Here is a 20,376-nt window from a genome sequence, read left to right as displayed (position 1 = left end):
GTGTTTATGACAAAACTAAAAATATTCTCAATCAACAAAGAAAAAATAAAAATATTGATAATAATAGCGTTAACATCTACATTCTTATTGGGAATAATTTTCTCAAATGAAAATAAAGTAGCAAGAATACTGGAAGAAAAATTTTTCGATTTTGACTTGAATTTAATTTCTAGAATTGAAACAGAACTTGAAGGAACACTGACAAAACTTGGCAAAGATTGGATGCTGACATATAACAAACAAAATATTCCCGTTGATAATAAAAAAGTTAATTCTTTAATCAAAGCATTAGACGAACTTCAAAAAAATAAACTAGTAAGCAGAGATCAAAAAAAACACAAAGAACTGGGAATTGGAGAAAATCCAAGCTTCAAATTATTTGACAATAATAACAAACTGTTAACAGAAATTTTTGTTGGAAAATCAGGAGAAGGCGATTCAAGACTAGCATACATTAAAGGTAGTGACGAAAATGTTTACTTAACAAAAAATATTTTCTTATCATATAAAGGAAATTCCTATAATACATTTTCAGATACTACATTATTTAAAGAAAAAAACACCAAATTAGAAAATTTATCATTAAAAATGATAACAAAATTAAAAAAAGAAAATGAAAATAATATAAATAATAACTATGAGATTACCACTAAAGATGGTCTTTATTTTTTAAATAACCAAAAAATGACAAAGGAAAGGCCTTTAAATATTATTGCTGAATTTAAAGCTGATGGACTTGAAATTGACAAATCTAAAATAGATGACTATAAGCTTCAATACAAGATTGAAGTCAAATGGAGCAATAAAAGTGTTAACGACATCGAGGTTTACTTTAATAAAAACGAAGAAAATGACAACGATATATTAATCAAAAAAGATAAAGATGAGCATTACTATATGACTAGCAAATGGACTTTTTTTGATGTATTTAACTTAGAAAAAAAATTAACAGAAAAAGATAATATTTCTAGCAACGATAATCAAGAAGATCTCCATGAACATCACAACAATACAGATTAATCTTGTTATGTGATTAAAAGGGAATAAAAAGCAAAACATATAAAAATAAATATGATCAAAATGTAACCAAGCAATAGACAACATTTCATCAAAAGATAAAATGTTGTCTCGCTTTAATTAAAACAAAAAAATTATCCAACCATCAAAAATTAATTTAAAAATTTTTATAAAAAAATAAAATTTGATAAAATAGGCTCTTTAACCTTTAGTAAGTAAAAACTTAACTTTTTTTAAAACCTCATACTCTTGTTTAATTTTAAAAATATTTCTATTAGGATTTAACTCAAGCTCACTTTCTACCCTATCAATGAAATTTATTAACACGGTTTTTTCATCACCATTTAGCATAACATTACTTAAAGATTCTTCAGAATTAAACTTGCTCACAACCTTTTCAACATCATTAAAATTAAAATGAGAAAAAGAATGATCTTCGGCTATATTTTTAAAACTGGGCTTTTCACAATTGGCAATATCATTACTTTGCCCTCGATCTGTTTCATCTATCAAATTTTTCTCTTCATCATTAGCAAAAGAACCCTCAATAACTTGAGAATCTAAATCCTCTTTTAAAATACTTTCAAAGTCGTCAAATTCTTTTAACTCGAGACATTCACCAGAGCTCTTAAGAAAATCAGAATTAACACTATTCTCATACTCAATAGTTCCCTTCTCATCAATTAAATCTAAATGTTGTTTATTATCTACAAGACTCTCCAATTCTTCATTATGATCATTATTATTTAACTCAATATTTTCTACGGACACATTATCACAACTAGCCCCACCTTCTTTTTTAACAAAATTATCAAAACCATTGTCAGCCACATGCAAATTACTAGTCAAATCAAAATCTTTATCTCTATTAAATTTAACATTGTGCTGCTCCCCCCCCATTTCACTTTCTTTTGGAGCATAATTAATACCTTCAAGCAACGCATTTAATTCTTCTTGCCCAATAGAAATATTGGGCAAATTGTCTTCTTTTTTAGAAAATGAATCATCAATCTCAGACGACTTTTTTTCAAAATCTTTCGAATAAGAAGTAATAAAATCTCTTTGAACAAGCTTAAGCCCATGATCAAGCATTTCTTTTTCAACTCTCTCAACACGAAGCTCAACATCCTTTAAACAATTAATCAACTCACCATGTCGTTCTTTTAATATACTATCAAGTTTTAAAAGCTTTTCATCTAAAAAAAATTTAAGATTATTTGAATCTGTAGAAACAATATCAATAGACTCATTTCTTAAAAATACTTTTTCTATATCAAAATCAACTTCCTTGGGACCTTCTTTGATAAAAAAAATACTTTTCTTCATGCCAAACTTGCTCTCCAAAGCTACTCATTACGCTACAATCTAAATCAACTTTATAACTACTTGTAAATATAATATATTAAGAATATAATTACAAGCTATATGACTATTTATAAAAAAATTGCAATGTCTTTTTACTCAGGAATACTAAGCTACTTCATAATAGCTCCCATGTTTGGGGAGAGAGGATTTGTTAATTATCAAAAATTGGATAACAACTTAATGTTAATAAAAAATCACATCGAAAAACTAAAAGAAATTCAAAAAGAATTAAAAGCAAGATATATTAATTTGCAAGTATCTAAGTCCGAAATTTTAAAAGAAGCCAACAAATTGGGCTACTATCCTAAAAATTCAACAGTAATAAAAACTAACAATAATAAAGTTCAATATAATCAAGGACAAATATTAACCCTACAAAAACCCCTTTCTAAGAATCAAAATTTTTACTTTATATCAATAACAATAGGTTTAATTTATTATTTCTTATCAAGTTGCATTGTCCAAACCAAAAAAATTACACAAAACAATAAACTTGATTTCAACAACTCTAAGGATTAGCTTTTTTTGAAAATATTTATTTTCAAAAATGTAATATATTTGTTAATTAATTTAATTTGTGCGTCATTTTTCTGCACATCGTTAGTAAATTTTTTTTCAAATGAACACCAGTATACTCCTTTTGTTAAAACAAACATCCTGAAAAAATACTTACAATACATTGGAATATACAAAAGCATAGAAAGTTATAACCTAGTGCATAACTTCAACCCTAAATCAAAATTAGAAAAAAATTGCTTTTTAAAGCATATAGCTGGCAATTCATATATAATATACAAAACAAAAAATGAAGGAATACTATGGGGTGATTATCGATACTCTCTGCTAAGCAAAGGAAAACCAACCACTAAAATAATTTTTAAAAAATTATTCAATACTTTAAAAGTCTCAATTCCAGGAGCCCTACTCTCCTATATTGTAGCAATAGCCCTTGTTATAATTTGGAAAATTTACATAAAAAACGACTTAATAAATAATTTGCTAGAATATTTAATGCTATTGCTCCACTCTATGCCAAGAAACTTAACAGTATTTTTAATATTGTCTTTAATATATTACTTAAATTTAAATCCAAAAAATTTAATAATAGGTGGATTTGCTTGGTTTTTTTCATTCTTCATATTTAATTCTGTAATTTTTAAACAATCTCTTGAAAAAACTTTATCAGAATTTTACATAAAAGCTGCAAAATCAAGAGGAATAAATAAATTACAAATAATCTTGAAACATGCATTAATTCCATCAATAACACCATTACTTACGAACATGAGGCCTGTTTTTACGACTGCTTTTTTTGGAGCATCAATGATTGAATCAATGTTTGAAATTGATGGAATTGGAGCTTTATATTTAGATGCTTTAAAATTCAACGATTATGTTATTTCTAAAGATTTGATTTTTATTGGTGTTTTCATCATGCTTATTCCAAATATAATAACAGATATACTAATTTACAAAATCAATCCATATAAGGACACCCTAAGCCAATGAAACCAGATATAATAATAAAAAAAATTTATATCACACTCTTTAACATATTTATTATATTATTAATCATTGCCCCAACACTGGTTAATGAAAATTCAAAAATTGCAATCTATAAAAAAGATCCAAATAAAGTTTATTTAAAATCTATCAAAAACATTCCTATGCCACCAACAAAAGACAATCCACTAGGAATAGATAAAATGGGAAGAGACATTATGGCAAGACTAATAATTGCAACCAGAAATTCTATTCTACTTTCACTAAGCTACGCAACAATTTCTGCAGCAATTGGTATCTTCATTGGAACAATAATTGGCATGTTTAGTTTTGAAATTTGCATGCTAATTTCAAAACTAGTCGAAACATTGCAAACGTTACCCTTTTTTTATATTGTGTCTCTAGTTTTTTACTACTTTTTAAAACAAAAAACTTACAATATACTTCAGACAGCAACATTACTGGCATTGATTCATGGATGGATCAGATTTGCTTTTATTGCAAGAAACAATACATTGATAATAAAAAATTTAGATTATGTTAAAGCCAGTGAAGCTATAGGGGCAAGCAAAATTAGAATAATATTGCGTCACATTTTTCCAGAAGTATTCTCATCAATATCATCCATAATCCCATTACAAATGGCAAGAAGTCTTACTACTTTCGAAGTAGTAAGCTTTTTACAAAACCAAGATAAAAATCTATATCCCAGTCTTGGAGAACTGTTAAACTATATGAAAATGGGTAATAAATATCTATGGATATGGATCAATCCCCTGCTCATAATAATAGGTATAAATATAATACTAGCAATAATAAATTTAAAACTAAGAAAAAAAATGAAACATTTAATATCATCTTAACTGAAAAAATTAATAAACTCTTGGAGCAAATTTTTCTAAAAAGCAATTGGCACAACTTACATTTCTAGAAGTGCAAATTTCTCTTCCATGTTTATTAATAGCCATAGAAAATCTATATTGCTTACAAGGCTCTATTCTTCTTCTTAGATCCAGTTCAATCTTAACAGGAGAATTTTCCAAAGAAAGAGCATGCCTTGTAATAACTCTGCTAAAATGGGTATCTACAATAATTGCAGGCTTATTGTAAACAACTCCAAGAATAACATTTGCTGTTTTTCGACCTACTCCAGGTAGTTTAACAAGATCAAAAATATTATTTGGAATAACACCATTAAATTTTTCCAAAATATCAATAGAACAATTTACAATGTTTTTAGCTTTCCTTGAATAAAAGCCAGCCTTATAAATTAATTTTTCAACATCTCTCACATTTGCTCTTGATAAACTTTCAAAATTCTCATATCTTTCAAAAAGATACGGAGAAATTTTATTCACCAAATTATCTGTTGTTCTTGCACTCAAAATTACCATCATTAAAAGTTCATAATTATTTTTATAATTCAAAAAAGGTTTAACATTGGGATACCTAAACAAAGTTTCATCAACAATCAAATCAAGATTAATCATAAAAAAATTATAAAACATTATAAACGCAAAACAAAAATTAAAAAATATACAAAGAAAAGGCATCTGGACTTTATTGACAAGGATTTTTCAAAATGATATACTCATCATTAGCATTTAAAATGCACCAATAGCTCAATTGGATAGAGCAACAGACTTCTAATCTGTAGGTTTTAGGTTCGAGTCCTAATTGGTGCGCTTTTCACTCGGGATGTGGCCTAGTGGCTAAGGCACCTGCTTTGGGAGCAGGGGATCGTGAGTTCGAATCCCACCATCCCGAAAAAATATTTAAAATTTAAAAAGCTAAAAACAAAGTTTTTAGCTTTTTAGTAATTTATACAAATTCAGTCAAACTGCAAAATTATTTAACTTGCTTTAAAGTATTTAAATCCAAAATAAGTAAACTTTTAAACTCATCCTGCAAATAAATAAAATCCTTTCTCACAGAAAAGCTGGTAAAAGGCAAAATTTTATTCTCTGAAAGAACAAACTCATCTAAATTTTTAGGAGAAAATTTAGCCAATCTCCAAGCATCGCTACTATCCTTAACAACTACTAAAATCATTTTGGAGTCAACATATAAAGATGAATTTTTATTAATCTCAAAATTAGACTCTGATATCACGTTTAAATTCTCAAGTTTATTAAGTATCTGAAGTTTAGCTTTTCCTGAATCCATTTTAATAACAACCAAATCTTTTTCACGTTCATAAATTCCATATCGATGAATGCCTTGCTGAGTACTTTCTTCAAGTCTAACACCAGTATTTAAATCAATAAGTTGAAGTGTCCCTAAATTTGTAATCGGATCGATAACCTCTAAAAATATAGGACTATCGGAATCCACAGACATAGCAGTTAAATCTTCATTTAAAGAAGTAGATTGATCTTTAACTTGAGACTTGGTTTTTTGCAAATCAACATCTTTGTTATTTGCATTCTCTTTTGAATTAATGTCACTATAAGAAGGCTTATCTAATGGCGATGACTCAGTATCCTCATTACTGTTAGACTTGGAAATTTTATCTATTTTTTCAACCTCAGAAACAGGTTTTAAATTTTCTTTACTATCTAATTTTTTATCCTCTGATAATTTTTGATCTTCTGGTATCATAATTAGGTTTTCGTCATTATTCAAATCATCCGAACTTGCCTGTGATTTACCTTTGATTATTTCTTCTTCCTTGCCTTTAATTTTTTCTTCGCTAGAAGCTTTAAAATTTAATTCTTGATTAAGATCTAATGCTTTATGATCTTTACTTTTTAAAAGTTCTTCTTCACTTTTTTTGATTTCAATTTGCTTTTCAATTTCTCTTTTTTGATTTTCATCACTAGTTTCTTTAAGCTGCTCTTGCAAATCCTCTAGACTCTCTTTTATCTGAAGCTGCTTATCAACTTTAGGAGAACTTACATCACCAGGTTTTGGTAAATTCTTTTCCTTGTTAATCTCGTTAATATCCTCTTGAATCTTTTCTCTAACAGTAGCCCTTTGAATATCTAAATTATCTTCAAAAGAATCTAATTTTTGTTGAGCTTTATCAAGATCAACTGCCTTTTTATCTAGTTCTTCTTTTTGTTTCTTTTTAGCATCAACCTGACTTTCAATCTCTTTTTTATGCTCTTCATCTGTAGCCTTTTCAAGCTGATCCCTTAAATTCTCAATAGTTTCTGTTATATTAGAATCGTTTTCATTAATATTATCTAATTCAATATCAATTTTATCTTGATCTGCTTTATGAGTTTCGCCTTGAATGTCTGTAATATCTCTTGCAAAATTAACACCTGCTTCATTCTCACTTAAAAGAGCTGCCACCACCTTATCTGTAACCAAACTGTCAAGATCAATGTCAGACTCAATATTTCCAGATAAAATATTCTTTTTAAGAGGAATAAATATTTGTGTCTTCCCAGCCCATTGACTGTACACTCTAGAAAGACCTGCATTTTCTTTAGTTAAAGACTTCAAAGCAGCCTCGATATAAAACTCTTTATAATAATCCAAATCTCCTCTATAAACAGCATTATATATTGTAATAACCTTAGCAATTAATTCCGCACTAGATCTCTCATAATCGAAAGACTTTATTAAATACCCTGTAAGAATTCTTCTTAGATTCAATATGCTGTCAAGCTGTGAATTACCACCAATAGAAAAAACATCAACACTTGCTTTTTTATCTTGATCGTCAATAAATCTATTAATAAAATATTTACCATAGTAACTTGAATTGCTATTGGAATTGATCAACGGTCTGGCTAAAAACTCCCCAATACCCACTATTTGTTCATATGTATTTGTAGAATCATAAGGACCTTTATAATTTACAAACTCAAGATCCATATCAACAAAGTCCTTCAATTTCTTCTTATCAACTTCCCTTGCATTAAGGGGAAATCCATTTAAAAAAATAAGAAAAAAACTAAAGATTAGTAACATTTTTTTCATAAAAGAAATTCTCCTATAAATTTAATTATAACCTACCTTATCAACTAAATTCACTAATTTAAACCTAATTTTAACATAATCAGATTTATATACAAAACAGTTAATTCAATCTTGAATGCTTGAAATAATTTCATTAATGTATTTGTTAATATTTTCAGAAAAATTTTGTCGTCTCATAAACATTAATAAATTTATATACTTATGCTTACAAAGTTTAAGAAGTTTGTCTGTTGAATTTAAAATTATATTTCTCAAATTTAAAATCACAGAATAAGCTATTTCCAAATTGCCTTGATAATTTAACACTATATTTTGAATGTAATTATATATAATACAATCTTGTCCATAATAACTTTCAAATTTGGTAATAGTTTGAACTATGGTAATTATATTGTTAATATCTCTTTCTCTAATTGCCAAATTAATAAGACTCTTAATTGAAAATTCATCATTAACATATGCAAAATACCTATAAAGCTTACCCCTTGAAACAATTCTATCAAGTCCTTTTTCTGGCAAAAGCCAAACATTAAAAGCTTTTTTATATAAATTTAAATATTTTTTGGGAAAGTTTCCATGTTTAGTTGCAAGAAAATCCAAAATCCCTAAAAATTTATCATACGCAGCGCTACTGTAACTAGAACTAAGAATCTCATCAAGAAGTAAATAATTTTCATCATAATCTACAAAACTTTTCTCTTTTAAATCTATCCTACCTTGATTGTACTTATTGCCTCCAAAATGATTCCATACGCTAACATCAAGTTCTTTATCGTATTTGTAATAATAAGTACTAAGAACCCAATCACCCCCTCCTAAGACAATAATGCCTGAATTAGCACTAAGTCCTGACAAATCCTTAAGCTTAGCATCCACAAAAGATATATCAAAATTTTCTTCAAAAGACAAAATTCCATTTGATTTCGTAGAAATTAAAAGATTTCTATTATTATAAAGAACAGCTTTCTCAATCTCAAAGTTCATTTTTTTTTTGAATTTAAGCTTAAAATTTCTATTCAAATCAAAAAACATACCAACACTTGAAATTGCGACATATTCTCCATTAAACTTTTCAAATAAAAAATTAACAGGAAAGTCTAACTTAATAGAGCCAACAACTTCCCCAAAATCTCTCCCATAAGCAACAATATGACCTGACTTATGCCCAACAACTACCTCTTTTTTTGTATTTATCATTAACAAAAAAGGAAAAGCAATTAGTCTGGAAAACCATTTCTTATCACCTAAAGAATCAAACAAAAATATTTTATCATTTTCACTTGCAATGCAAAAATCACCATTATCAAAAACTACAGGAGAAGTAGCAGGTCTACCATCTATCTTGACCTCAAACATTTTTTTTCCACTCTCTAAATCAATAGAAACAACCCTCTCGTCAGCAAGGGGAATTAAAATGCTAACATTCCCTATGGCAGGAACACCTAAAGGTGAAAAATCAAGCTTATACTTCCAAATAAGCTTTCCTCTTTTGATCTTTTTAACTTCATTTCTAACTGTAATAACATAATACCCATTATCAAAATCTTTTAAAAGAAAAGAATATGGGATTCTATCCAATCTATAAGAATATTTCTTCTCAAATGACATTGTATAAGTAGTAAGCCATCTATCTTTTGTTAAAACCGTAATAGTATCACGTTTTTCATCAATAATTGGATTGCCTACAACTTTACCGGTTAATGCTTTTTGAAAATATAAATTAATACTAGAATAAAGCCTTAAAAAAGAAGCTGAAAACACAAATATAAAAAGTACACATCTCAAAACAAAAAACCTTTTGAGTTTTTAAAAAACCGCTACTAAAGCCTAAAAACAGCATTATCACCATAAAGGTTGTTTCTCAAATCTCTAATCTTAGTATCATCAACATACTCAGAAAAAGTCATATATCGATCAATTATTCCATTAGGAGTAAACTCAATAATTCTATTGGCAACAGTATCTATAAATTGATGATCATGCGATGTAAAAAGAACAACTCCTTTAAACTCTTTAAGCCCAGCATTTAAAGAGGTAATTGCTTCAAGGTCTAAATGGTTTGTGGGCTGGTCCAGTATCAAAACATTTGCTCCACTAAGCATAGCCTTAGCAAGCATACATCTTACTTTTTCTCCTCCTGAGAGAACATTTACCTTCTTTAAAGCTTCATCTTGACTGAAAAGCATTCTACCTAAAAATCCTCTAATATAAGTTTCATCTTGCTCTTTTGAATACTGACGCAACCAATCAACTAAATTTAAATCTAAATCAAAATATTTTCCATTATCCTTATTAAAATATGAAAAATTAACAGTAGCTCCCCATTCATAATGACCTTTATAATTTCTATCTTCATTTGTAATAATATCAAACAAAAAAGTTGCAAACATAGGATTTCCCAAAAAAACAATCTTTTGCTGGGGTTCAATAATACTGCTAAATTTATTTAAAATTAAATTTCCTTCAAATTCTTTTATCAAATTTTTAATTGTAAGAACATTCTTACCAAGTTCTCTTTCGATTTTAAAATTAACATAAGGAAACTTCCTTGAAGAAGGCTTTAAATCTTCAACCTTTATTTTTTCAATCAGCTTTTTCCTTGATGTTGCTTGCCTAGACTTAGATGCATTACTAGAAAATCTTTGAATGAATGTCTTAAGTTCAGCAATTTTATCTTCAGATCGCTTTTTAGCATCTTTTAGTTGCTTGTTTAAAATCTGGCTTGTTTCATACCAAAAATCATAATTTCCAAGATACAATTGAATCTTCCCATAATCAATGTCAACAATATGAGTACAAACTTGATTTAAAAAATGTCTATCGTGAGACACAACAATGACTGTATTTTCAAAGTTAATTAAAAACTCTTCTAGCCATTTAATAGATTGTAAATCAAGGTTGTTAGTAGGCTCATCAAGAAGTAATATATCAGGCTCACCAAAAAGCGCTTGCGCTAAAAGAACTCTGACCTTTAAAGCCCCTTCAATATCACCCATTAAATTATTATGAATTGACTCATCTATTCCAAGACCCTTAAGAAGAACTGCTGCATCGGATTCGGCCTCGTATCCTCCAAGCTCTGAAAATTCTGCTTCAAGCTCCCCGACTCTAATCCCATCTTCATCGCTAAAATCAAGTTTATTATAAATTTCATCTTTTTCTTTTTGAACAGAATAAAGTCTTTTGTGACCCATAATAACAGTATCGATAACCTTACATGCATCATAAGCAAATTGATCTTGCTCAAGAGCCGCTACTCTTTGATTTTTAGGAATAAATATTTCACCCTTAGTAGATTCAATCATTCCTCCTAGCACTTTCAAAAAAGTACTTTTTCCTGCCCCATTAGCACCAATTATTCCATAACAATTTCCAGGAGAAAATTTAATGTTTACATCTTTGAATAAAACTCTCCCCCCAAATGCAACTTCCAAATTATTTACAGTTATCAAACCATTACCCTGCCTAAAATTGATATTCTAATAAGAAAATTATCTTGAAAATTAATTTAATTTTCAAGCACTATATAAATATATTGACTCAACTCTCAATTTTTTCGTATATTTAATATTATTAACATAAGGAGATGTTTGAAATGAAAAATATTAAGCCTTTAGCTGATAGAGTTTTAATAAAAATTAAAGAAGCTGAGAGTAAAACAATCTCAGGACTTTACATACCAGAAAATGCAAAAGAAAAAACAAATATTGGAACAGTCATAGCCATTGGTTCTAACAAAGAAGAGATCACTGTAAAAGTTGGCGACACTGTACTTTATGAAAAGTATGCAGGAGCTGCTGTGAAAATCGAGAATAAAGAACATTTAATACTAAAAGCAAAAGAAATAGTTGCAATAATAGAAGAGTAAAAAGCTAAGTAGCTAAACTTAGCTTTAGTCTTTACGAGAAATATTTTATAAAGACTATTAAAAAAATAAGGTTCTGGTTTTAGTATGAATAAAAAAAGTGATCATGCCTTAAAAGAGAAAGCAGAAATGGTAGAAAGTTTTGTTCTTTTAAAGAAGGAACTACTAAAATTTCTAAATATTTAGAAATAAAAATTTTTTTATTAAAACTTGCAGTCTTCAATGAAAATTACAAGTTTGTCATAAAAACTTATTATTCTGATCAATCAAATTAAAAATTTCAAGCTTACAGGGTTTTGTAAGCTTGAAAAAATGAACTTAAATGAAAAAAACAATTTTTAAAGAAAGCACTATATATTCAAGCAAATTCGATGACATTTATTACAATCCAAGGTATGGGATCGAAGAGAGTTTTTATACCTTTATTAAAGGTTGCAATCTAGATTTAGAATTAAAAACAAAAGAAAATCTTTTAATAGCAGAATTGGGATTTGGAACAGGATTAAACTTTATATGTCTTTTAAAATTCATAAAAGAAAATAACATAACGTCAAAGATTAATTATTATTCCATAGAAAAATTTCCACTCAAAAAAAACACAATAATGCAAATTTCAAAATTCTTCATTAAAGAAACCGATTATTTCAAATTGATGTTAAAACATTATCCCAAAATTCCAAAAAAAAATTTAAAACTGAAAATAACAGAAAATGTTAATTTAAAAATTTTAATTGGAAACGCTAAAATAAAAATTAAAGAAATTCCAAAAAATGTAGAATACTGGTTTTTAGATGGATTTAATCCTAAAAAAAATCCTGAAATGTGGAACAATGAAATATTCAATTTAATTTCTGAGAAAAGCAGTTCAGAATGCAAGCTTTCAACGTTTTCCTCTGCAAGAATTGTAAAAGATGGCTTAAAACTTGCTAATTTTAAACACATTCACATAGAAAAAGGATTTGGAAACAAAAGGCATATGATAAAAGCTCAAAAAAATTAAAAAATTACTTATGATATAAACTGTTAAAAAAATAATTCTAACAAAATATGATATACTGTCAAGTGGAAGAAAAGGAGAATTTTAATGACAAGAAAAATATTTATTGTAGCCTTAATCTTTTTAATATCCAATAGTTATATTTTTGGAAAAGACACAATCAAAGATTTGTTCTTTATACAAGATATATTAATAAAAAAAGAAAAATATTCTGAAGTTCTAAATAATGCAAGCCTTGAAGGCATTATTGAAATTGAGCATAATGGATCATACATCAAAGATCACGATTCAGAAGTTAAGCTTATCCTGAAAGAAAACGGATATAGAAGAAATTTCAGCTTTTTCAATCTTTTAAATACTAGCAATATAATCAAAAGTCTAAGCTTATTTAATGGTAGACCAAAAAGCATTAAAGAAAACGAAATCGTATTATTAGGCACAAAAATGATTAAAGAAAATCCCAATAAACAGTATCAAGACGATGATGATTTTGAATTAAAACTAAGCGTAACTAGCAAAAGTAATCAAATTTATTTAATTCTTGATTTTGAGTTTCTCTTTGATCAAAGAAAAACGTTTCCATCAATTTACATCAAAGAAGAAGATGTATCAATAATAATAAATAGCTTCATGAAACTACAAGATTCAAAATTTTTATCTCCTCAAACATTAAATAACAATTAAGAGCGTAAAATGCTATTTTTAATAAAAAGCATGACTTTTGCTGAAAAGATAACCATAACAAATTCAATTGCATAATAATTTTTTAAATTTTTTACAGATTTTTTAAATTAAAAATATAACTATTTATCTTCTTAATTAAAGAAGAAAATTCTACAAATTTTAATTTCTCGGATTCAATAATTTCCTTAGGAGCATTCATTAAAAAATCTTCATTTTCAAGCTTCTTTGAAACAGAAATCTTAAGCATTTTATACTTTTCAAGCTGCTTTTCAAGCCTTATTAACTCCTTGGTTTTATCTATCAATAACTTAACGTCTGCATAAATTTCAAAACCAACTACAGCTACACCCAACATGCCATCACAATTTTCATTGTAAAATATATTCTTAAAATTAATCATTCTTTTTGCAATACTCTCATTGTCCTTAAAGTATCTTTCATATTTAAAGTCAGCATCAAACTTTAAAGCAACATCAATTTCAATGCTAGAAGATATATTGAATTCACTCTTAAGTGTTCTAATGGCTACAATGAAAGTTTTAAATACTTTAAAACTTTCAAATTCTTCTTGAAAATTATTGGTGATATCAAAACTCGGATATTCATTTAAGGCTAAAATATCTCCTTTTTCTGAAAATTCAGAATAAATTTTTTCTGTAACAAAAGGAATAAACGGGTGTAAAATTAATAATGCTTTTTTAAGAAAAAATAGCAACTTGGAAATAGCCATATTTTGAATATCAATATTTTCACTATTCAGATCAATTTTACTAATCTCAATATACCAATCACAAAAATCATTCCAAAAAAACTCATAAACGAATTTTGAAGCTTCATTGTATTTATAATTTTCAAAAGAAGATTCCACGCCAAGAATGGTTGAATTTAAGCTTGTAAGCAACCATTTGTCAATGTCATTAAATTTCAAATCCTTTAATATTTCTCTATTTTTTAAATTTAAAAGAATAAATTTGGAAGCATTAAAAACCTTGTTTGCAAACTTAGCTCCAAGCATAAAATCTTTAGCATCAATATTTAAATCTTGACCTTGAACAGACAAAAAAGACAAAGTAAACCGCAAAGAATCACTTCCATACTCATGAATAATGTCAAGAGGATCTATTCCATTGCCTAAGGACTTTGACATTTTTTTACCTTGTTTATCGCGCAAAAGGGGTGTAATATAAACATCTTTGAAAGGAACTTGGCCTGTAAATTCTATTCCCGCCATCACCATTCTTGCAACCCAAAAAAATATTATATCGTAAGCTGTTATTAAGGTATTTGTTGGATAATAATTTTTAAAATCAACAGTAACATTAGGCCATCCAAGCGAAGAAAAAGGCCATAGCCAAGAAGAAAACCAAGTATCAAGAACATCTTGATCTTGAACAAACCTTTTGCCCTTATTTTTTTCATCTAAAGAAGGATCAGTATCACTAACAACAAACTCGGATGTATCAATATTGTACCAAGCCGGTATTCTATGTCCCCAAACAAGCTGTCTTGATATGCACCAATCTCTAATATTTGATAACCAATATTTATATGTATTTTCCCACTTTTTGGGGTAAAATCTCAATTCACCATTCTCTAAAGCCTTTAAAGCTTTGTCTGCCAAAGGCTTCATTCTCACAAACCACTGAGTAGACAAATAAGGTTCAACAACCTCACCCGATCGATAACAATGTCCAACCTGTTGCCTATGTTTTTTAACGCCTTGCAAAAACCCTTTTTCCATTAATTCTATCTCTATTTTAGATCTTGCATCCTTTATCCTTAATCCTTGATATTGCAAAGGAACATTTTCATTCAGTTTCCCATCTTGAGTTAAAATATTGACCTTAGGAATATTATGCCTTTTTGAAATTTCAAAATCATTAGGATCATGTGCAGGAGTAACTTTTAAAGCCCCAGTACCAAAAGAGCTGTCAACATAAAAATCTGCAATAATTTTTATCTTTTTACTTGTCAAAGGGATTGTGACCTCTTTGCCAATTAAAGACTTATATCTCTCATCATTGGGATTAACAGCAATAGCAGTATCCCCAAACATAGTCTCAGGCCGAGTTGTTGCAATCTCAATAAAAGAAGAATCATTAATAAAATACTTAACAAAATAAAGCTTACCATCAACTTCTTTATATTCAATCTCTTCATCACTAACAACACTTCCAGATCCAGGATCAAGATTAACAAGATACTCGCCCCTATAAATCAACCCTTTAGAATATAAATCCTTAAAAACCTTATTAACAGCCTTGCAAAGACTCTCATCAAGAGTAAACCTTTCTCTTGAATGATCATAAGACGCCCCAAGTTTTTTTATCTGATTGACAATTATGCCCCTGTGCTTATCTTTTAATTTAAAAATTTCTTGAACAAGCTCTTCTCTTTTAAAGTCATTCTTACTTTTGCCAATATTTTTAAGATGTCTTTCAAAAACAGCCTGTGTTGCTATTCCTGCATGATCTGTCCCGAAAAGCCACAAAGTATTGTACTTTTTCATTCTTTTATACCTTACAAAAATATCTTGCAAAACAAAATTAAGAGCATGCCCCATGTGTAACACACCAGTAACATTGGGAGGGGGAGCAACAATACTAAATTTTTCAAATAAAGAATTATTTGGTAAAAAAACATTATTTTTAAGCCACTTGTTGTAAATTTCATCTTCAAATGCCTTAGGATCATATTTTTCAAAGGGTCTAAAATTCATCGTTTTAAAAATCTCCTACCATACCATAACATTTAAATTTTCAAAAAGATCTTCATAAGTTTTTGAATTTATAAGATTTGAGAAATATTTACTCTGCCTTTCCTTCTCAGTAAAATATATCTTAAAATATTTTTTAAGTTTATTAAAATCTTTTCCAAGTCCCCAAGTAGCATGAAAATCCTTTATATGGAATTTTAATATATTTAACCTAAAATTCAAATTACTATCCAAAAAGTGTTTTGAAGATAATTTAAATAAATTTAAATTCTTAAAAATTCCACGACCAAACATAATCCCATCAATTAAATATTTATCAACATAATATCTAGCATCCTCAAGGCTCAAAACATCTCCATTACCAATAATCAGCGTAGAAGGACTAAGATTATTTCGCAACTTAACAAGTTCATAAAAAATATCAAAATTAACAGGGCCTTTGCTCTGATTAACAGCAAGTCTTGGATAAACCGTTAACATATCAATTCCAAAGCTCAACAAAAACCCCAACCAATCATCAACTTCTGGATATGAAAATCCATGTCTAGTTTTAACGCTAAGAGGTAAATTAAATCTTGCGCAAGCTTCTTTACTTGCAAGAATTATTTCTTTAGCCAAAGATTTATTATTAATTAAAGCTGAACAAACCCCTTTTTTAATTATTTTACTCTTAGGACAGCCCATATTAATATCAATCCCCCAAAACCCCATGCCCCCTAATATTTCTATTGCTTTATAAAATTGTTCAGGAACATTGCCCCAAATTTGAGCAATTAAAGGCCTATCAAGTTCATTGGGTTTTAAAAAAACATGCTGCATAGATTGTTTTGATCTATTTAAAATTCCCTTTGTAGAAATAAATTCGGTAAAATAGATATGGGGCTCCCCTTCTTCAGATCCTACTAAATGAATTAAATTTCTAAAAACAGTATCAGTAACGTCCTCCATTGGGGCTAAAATCATAATTGGAAGAGGAATATTAAATAAAAACTTCATAAAATAACTATATAATAATACAAATCTTTTAAGTAACTATTTTGCCTTACTTAAAAGATTTGTATTCTAAAAAGAGTGGTAATAAATGACATAATCATAAGATTTCAAAAAATCAATAAACAATCTTGATAAAAAAATAATTTAAAAAAATCAATCCATAACAAGACTCTCTCCTGGAACCTTGGTCTTTCTTACTAAAGTATCTTTATATCCAGCAGATTTAATCAGGTCTATATTTTTTTGAATATCATCAGCATTAGTAGGAATAAAAACAGTATAAAACGGCCCATGGGAATTTACTACAACAAAAAGACCCGCTTTTTTTAATATTCGATAAGCCCTATCAGCATAATCTTTTCTCCTATAAGATCCGACTTGTATGTAAAAATCTGTTTCTTTGTCATCAGAAATTGAATAATCTGCTAATAAACTTGAAGATTTATTTTCAATAGAAACATTCTCATCTGATTTCTTGGTTTTCTTTTCTTCTTCAACCTCAGCAGTATTAAATGCTTTTTTAAAGTCACTAGATTTTGAGACAGAAGATTTTTTTTCATTTACGCTTTCAATTACTTCAATTTTTACAGGAGCAACTCCTATTCCCAAAAAATCAAGCTTCTCAGCAGCATGTTTTGACAAATCGATTATTCTATCCTTCCTAAAAGGACCCCTATCATTAATTCTTACAACAACTGATCTATTATTTAAAAGATTTGTAACTCTTACAGCAGTATTAAAAGGTAATTCTTTGTGAGCAGCAGTAAGAGCCATCATATCAAATTTTTCACCATTAGCAGTAATTTTACCATGAAAAGCTTCGCCATACCATGAGGCAAGACCTACTGTAGCGGAATTTACATGAGAAGCAATAAAAAAAAATACAAAGAGAAAAACAAAGCTTCTATTATCTCTTACGATGGTATCAATTAAATTTCTCATAATATTTATTATAATATAAAAACATATTTCAATAAACAATCGGGCTCACAAATTGCTTATTTGCATTTTTTTTGATTTAATTATAAAGAGAAAAAAAGTCTAAAAAATGATGTCAACAGAAATAATCCGCAGTAACCAAATACAAAAAGCGGCAAAACTTATCAAAATGGGAGAACTTGTTGTATTTCCAACAGAAACGGTTTACGGAATTGGTGCAAATGCTTACGATGAAGATGCCGTAAAAATGATTTTTTTAGTAAAAAAAAGACCTATTAAAAATCCTTTAATAGTACACGTTGACACAGTGAAAAAAATAAAAGAACTGTCAGAATATATTCCTAAAAGTGCTCTAATGCTAATAAAACGGTTTAGTCCGGGCCCTTTAACCTATGTTCTTAAAAAATCAATAAAAATATCCAAATTTGTAAGTGGAAATTTAGACACAGTGGCAATAAGAATTCCTGCAAATAAAATAGCTTTAAACTTAATCAAAGCATCTAAAGTCCCCATAGTAGCACCATCTGCAAATATATCAAAAAGACCAAGCTCAACAAACTTCGAAATGGCCTTAAAAGAATTGAATGGACTTGTAAAAGGAATAATAAAAACAGAAGGGAAAAAAGACTTTAATATTGGAATCGAATCAACTGTGATTGGATTTGACATAAAAGATAACGTACTAATATTAAGACCGGGCGCAATAACAAAAAAAATGATAGAAAAAGAACTTCAAGGAAGATATACAGTAAATTACGCAGAAACAAAAATAGAGTTAGAAAAATCACCCGGTAATATAATAGAGCATTACAAACCAAAAATTCCTGTCTATTTATTCAAAAGTCAAGATAACATAAGAAGATATTTAGACAAAGATACAAAAATACTTATCACAAAACCTACTCTAAAATCCTATCTATTTAATTTTTTGTGGGATAAAAAAAATATTACAGTATTTAATACTCTTGAAGAGTATGCACAAAATCTTTACAAAGAGTTAGTCAATTCTGAGAACAGCTATAAACAAATACTTAGTGAATTTGTAAAAGATGAAGAACTTGGATACTCAATAAACAATAGAATCAAAAAAGCCAGTTCAAATAGATTCATTAATTAAAAATTTAAATAATACTCAATTATTAAAAGTAAAATCTAAACCTGTAATGCAACAGACTGACTACTCCTAACTTCAAGAAAGCCAGTAAATACATTCAAAAAAACTTCCCCTCCCCACAAGCATTACTAGCAAATTTTCATACAAGAAGATAAAAATTTTTAATCTTTTGATTAATTGAAATAATCATGAATTAACATAGTATACTCAAGCGGTATTTTATCCTCATCAAAAGCAATACCAAGCGCAAAAACCTTTCCATTGGGTGTCTGAATAACACTTAAACTTTTTGATTTACCCTCAATAAAAATCTCTTTATCCATAAATTCAAAACTAAAAATCAAATCAGTTACATCTTCCTTTAGATCCCCACAATCAAAAGAAGAAATTACTAAAGCACCCCCATAAGATAAATCTTTTATTAAGCATTTATGTTTTGACCCATTAAACTTAATAAAAGCTTTATCAGAATCAATCTTTAGCTTTCTAATAGAATCTTTATCAACAATAATCCTCTCATGAATTCTCTGATTTTGCCCAAGTTTTAAATCAAGAAGCTTTCCAACTTTAATAGCAATCTCTTCTGGCGCAGGAGATAAAAATTCCAATGTTAATAAATTGTATTCTTTATCTTGAGAAGAATAAGCAGAAGCACTTAACAATTTCACAGACAAAAAGGGGAAAAAAGCTGCACCATGCTTATAATCTGAATTTTTCTTAAGTTGAATAGAACCTAAATTTTTATTTTTAGCCAAAGCAGGCAATACTGTATCTTCTTGAAAAATAAGCTTAAGAGAATCCATAGAGATAGAATAAATTACTCCAAAAACAGAATAAGCGCCTATCTTCATCTCAATAGTATTGCGAAGATTTAAAAAACTATTTATCTCAGTACTCATTTTAATTTCTTTACCTCTATATTTAGTTCCATAATCTCTTATTTTTCTAGATAAAAGCATAAACCTCTCCTTACTCCTTTTTTGATATAAAAAATAAAAACACTAAGCAACGTTTAAAGCTGCTTTAAACAGTTTTAAACCCATAAAATTATAAACAAAACTAATCAACAATTAATAAATCTACTCTTAAAATTAAAGACACACCATCACCTAAACATCACAAGATCTGTTTAATTTACAAAACTTAAAAATACTGTTTGTATAGTGTAAAATTATAACAATAATTTTACACTATAACAATCAACTCATAGCATTATTAATTCTTATACACTTATAGTATACTTTAGTAAA

Annotated in this window: 16 protein-coding genes, 2 tRNA genes and 1 pseudogene; 10 read left to right on the top strand and 9 right to left on the bottom strand. The window is 28.2% G+C overall.

What is annotated here, in order from left to right; translation table 11 throughout:
• Positions 1-6: 6 nt before the first annotated feature.
• Positions 7-1,020: a DUF4340 domain-containing protein gene (locus QIA21_RS04400; RefSeq protein ID WP_301393263.1), complete on the top strand. Its 1,014-nt coding sequence runs from the start codon at positions 7-9 to the stop codon at positions 1,018-1,020.
• Positions 1,021-1,218: 198 nt separating this feature from the next.
• Here QIA21_RS04400 and QIA21_RS04395 read toward each other — a convergent pair whose 3' ends face one another.
• Entirely contained in the window at positions 1,219-2,343 is a 1,125-nt protein-coding gene (locus QIA21_RS04395) for a hypothetical protein (RefSeq protein ID WP_301393262.1), read from the bottom strand.
• A gap of 99 nt (positions 2,344-2,442) precedes the next feature.
• Between QIA21_RS04395 and QIA21_RS04390 the strand changes: the two genes are divergently transcribed.
• The 3 genes from QIA21_RS04390 to QIA21_RS04380 are packed head-to-tail and all read left to right on the top strand — an operon-like array spanning position 2,443 to position 4,748.
• A complete protein-coding gene (locus tag QIA21_RS04390) occupies positions 2,443-2,901 on the top strand; it encodes a septum formation initiator family protein (RefSeq protein WP_091971693.1) in 459 nt (152 codons plus the stop codon).
• Between the two features lie 6 nt (positions 2,902-2,907).
• Entirely contained in the window at positions 2,908-3,891 is a 984-nt protein-coding gene (locus QIA21_RS04385; protein WP_301393261.1) for an ABC transporter permease subunit, read from the top strand.
• On the top strand, positions 3,888-4,748 hold the full coding sequence (locus QIA21_RS04380; protein WP_301393260.1) for an ABC transporter permease subunit: 861 nt from the start codon (positions 3,888-3,890) through the stop codon (positions 4,746-4,748). The genes QIA21_RS04385 and QIA21_RS04380 overlap by 4 nt, the downstream gene beginning before the upstream one ends.
• A 9-nt stretch (positions 4,749-4,757) precedes the next feature.
• On the opposite strand, the gene QIA21_RS04375 is transcribed toward QIA21_RS04380, so the two are convergent.
• The gene (locus QIA21_RS04375; RefSeq protein ID WP_301393259.1) at positions 4,758-5,393 is read right to left on the bottom strand and encodes an endonuclease III domain-containing protein; all 636 of its coding nucleotides are present in this window, start codon (positions 5,391-5,393) and stop codon (positions 4,758-4,760) included.
• A 103-nt stretch (positions 5,394-5,496) separates the two neighbouring features.
• On the opposite strand from QIA21_RS04375, the gene QIA21_RS04370 reads away from it, so the two are divergent.
• Both QIA21_RS04370 and QIA21_RS04365 read left to right on the top strand, forming a co-directional pair.
• Positions 5,497-5,570 (top strand) — tRNA-Arg (locus QIA21_RS04370).
• A gap of 9 nt (positions 5,571-5,579) precedes the next feature.
• A tRNA-Pro gene (locus QIA21_RS04365) sits at positions 5,580-5,652 on the top strand.
• Positions 5,653-5,733: 81 nt separating this feature from the next.
• On the opposite strand, the gene QIA21_RS04360 is transcribed toward QIA21_RS04365, so the two are convergent.
• From QIA21_RS04360 to QIA21_RS04350, 3 genes are all read right to left on the bottom strand, one after another.
• Entirely contained in the window at positions 5,734-7,818 is a 2,085-nt protein-coding gene (locus QIA21_RS04360; protein ID WP_301393258.1) for a P83/100 family protein, read from the bottom strand.
• 105 nt (positions 7,819-7,923) lie between these two features.
• Entirely contained in the window at positions 7,924-9,603 is a 1,680-nt protein-coding gene (locus tag QIA21_RS04355) for an outer membrane protein assembly factor BamB (RefSeq protein WP_301393257.1), read from the bottom strand.
• 35 nt (positions 9,604-9,638) lie between these two features.
• Positions 9,639-11,270, bottom strand: coding sequence for an ABC-F family ATP-binding cassette domain-containing protein (locus tag QIA21_RS04350; protein ID WP_301393256.1), 1,632 nt, complete (start codon positions 11,268-11,270; stop codon positions 9,639-9,641).
• 143 nt (positions 11,271-11,413) lie between these two features.
• Here QIA21_RS04350 and groES point away from each other — a divergent pair, with 143 nt between their 5' ends.
• The 3 genes from groES to QIA21_RS04335 all read left to right on the top strand — a co-directional run bounded on the left by groES (position 11,414) and on the right by QIA21_RS04335 (position 13,364).
• Positions 11,414-11,686, top strand: coding sequence for a co-chaperone GroES (gene groES, locus QIA21_RS04345; RefSeq protein ID WP_004789371.1), 273 nt, complete (start codon positions 11,414-11,416; stop codon positions 11,684-11,686).
• A gap of 319 nt (positions 11,687-12,005) precedes the next feature.
• The gene (gene mnmC2, locus QIA21_RS04340) at positions 12,006-12,683 is read left to right on the top strand and encodes a tRNA (5-methylaminomethyl-2-thiouridine)(34)-methyltransferase MnmC2 (protein WP_091971711.1); all 678 of its coding nucleotides are present in this window, start codon (positions 12,006-12,008) and stop codon (positions 12,681-12,683) included.
• An 84-nt stretch (positions 12,684-12,767) separates the two neighbouring features.
• Positions 12,768-13,364 (top strand): hypothetical protein, encoded by a 597-nt coding sequence (locus QIA21_RS04335; protein WP_301393255.1) that lies wholly within the window; start codon positions 12,768-12,770, stop codon positions 13,362-13,364.
• Between the two features lie 91 nt (positions 13,365-13,455).
• On the opposite strand, the gene valS is transcribed toward QIA21_RS04335, so the two are convergent.
• From valS to QIA21_RS04320, 3 genes and pseudogenes are all read right to left on the bottom strand, one after another.
• Positions 13,456-16,083 (bottom strand): valine--tRNA ligase, encoded by a 2,628-nt coding sequence (valS, locus tag QIA21_RS04330; protein ID WP_301393254.1) that lies wholly within the window; start codon positions 16,081-16,083, stop codon positions 13,456-13,458.
• 4 nt (positions 16,084-16,087) lie between these two features.
• Positions 16,088-17,076: pseudogene (locus QIA21_RS04325) on the bottom strand (tRNA dihydrouridine synthase).
• A gap of 150 nt (positions 17,077-17,226) precedes the next feature.
• A complete protein-coding gene (locus QIA21_RS04320) occupies positions 17,227-18,015 on the bottom strand; it encodes a septal ring lytic transglycosylase RlpA family protein (RefSeq protein WP_301393253.1) in 789 nt (262 codons plus the stop codon).
• Between the two features lie 106 nt (positions 18,016-18,121).
• Here QIA21_RS04320 and QIA21_RS04315 point away from each other — a divergent pair, with 106 nt between their 5' ends.
• Positions 18,122-19,129, top strand: coding sequence for an L-threonylcarbamoyladenylate synthase (locus QIA21_RS04315; RefSeq protein WP_091971717.1), 1,008 nt, complete (start codon positions 18,122-18,124; stop codon positions 19,127-19,129).
• A 170-nt stretch (positions 19,130-19,299) separates the two neighbouring features.
• Here the strand turns inward: QIA21_RS04315 and plzA are convergent, their stop codons facing one another.
• On the bottom strand, positions 19,300-20,085 hold the full coding sequence (gene plzA, locus QIA21_RS04310) for a c-di-GMP-binding receptor PlzA (RefSeq protein ID WP_091971719.1): 786 nt from the start codon (positions 20,083-20,085) through the stop codon (positions 19,300-19,302).
• Positions 20,086-20,376: the final 291 nt, after the last annotated feature.

The organism is Borreliella japonica, from assembly GCF_030438115.2.
Taxonomy (GTDB): domain Bacteria; phylum Spirochaetota; class Spirochaetia; order Borreliales; family Borreliaceae; genus Borreliella; species Borreliella japonica.
This window is presented reverse-complemented; position numbering and strand designations above follow the sequence as displayed.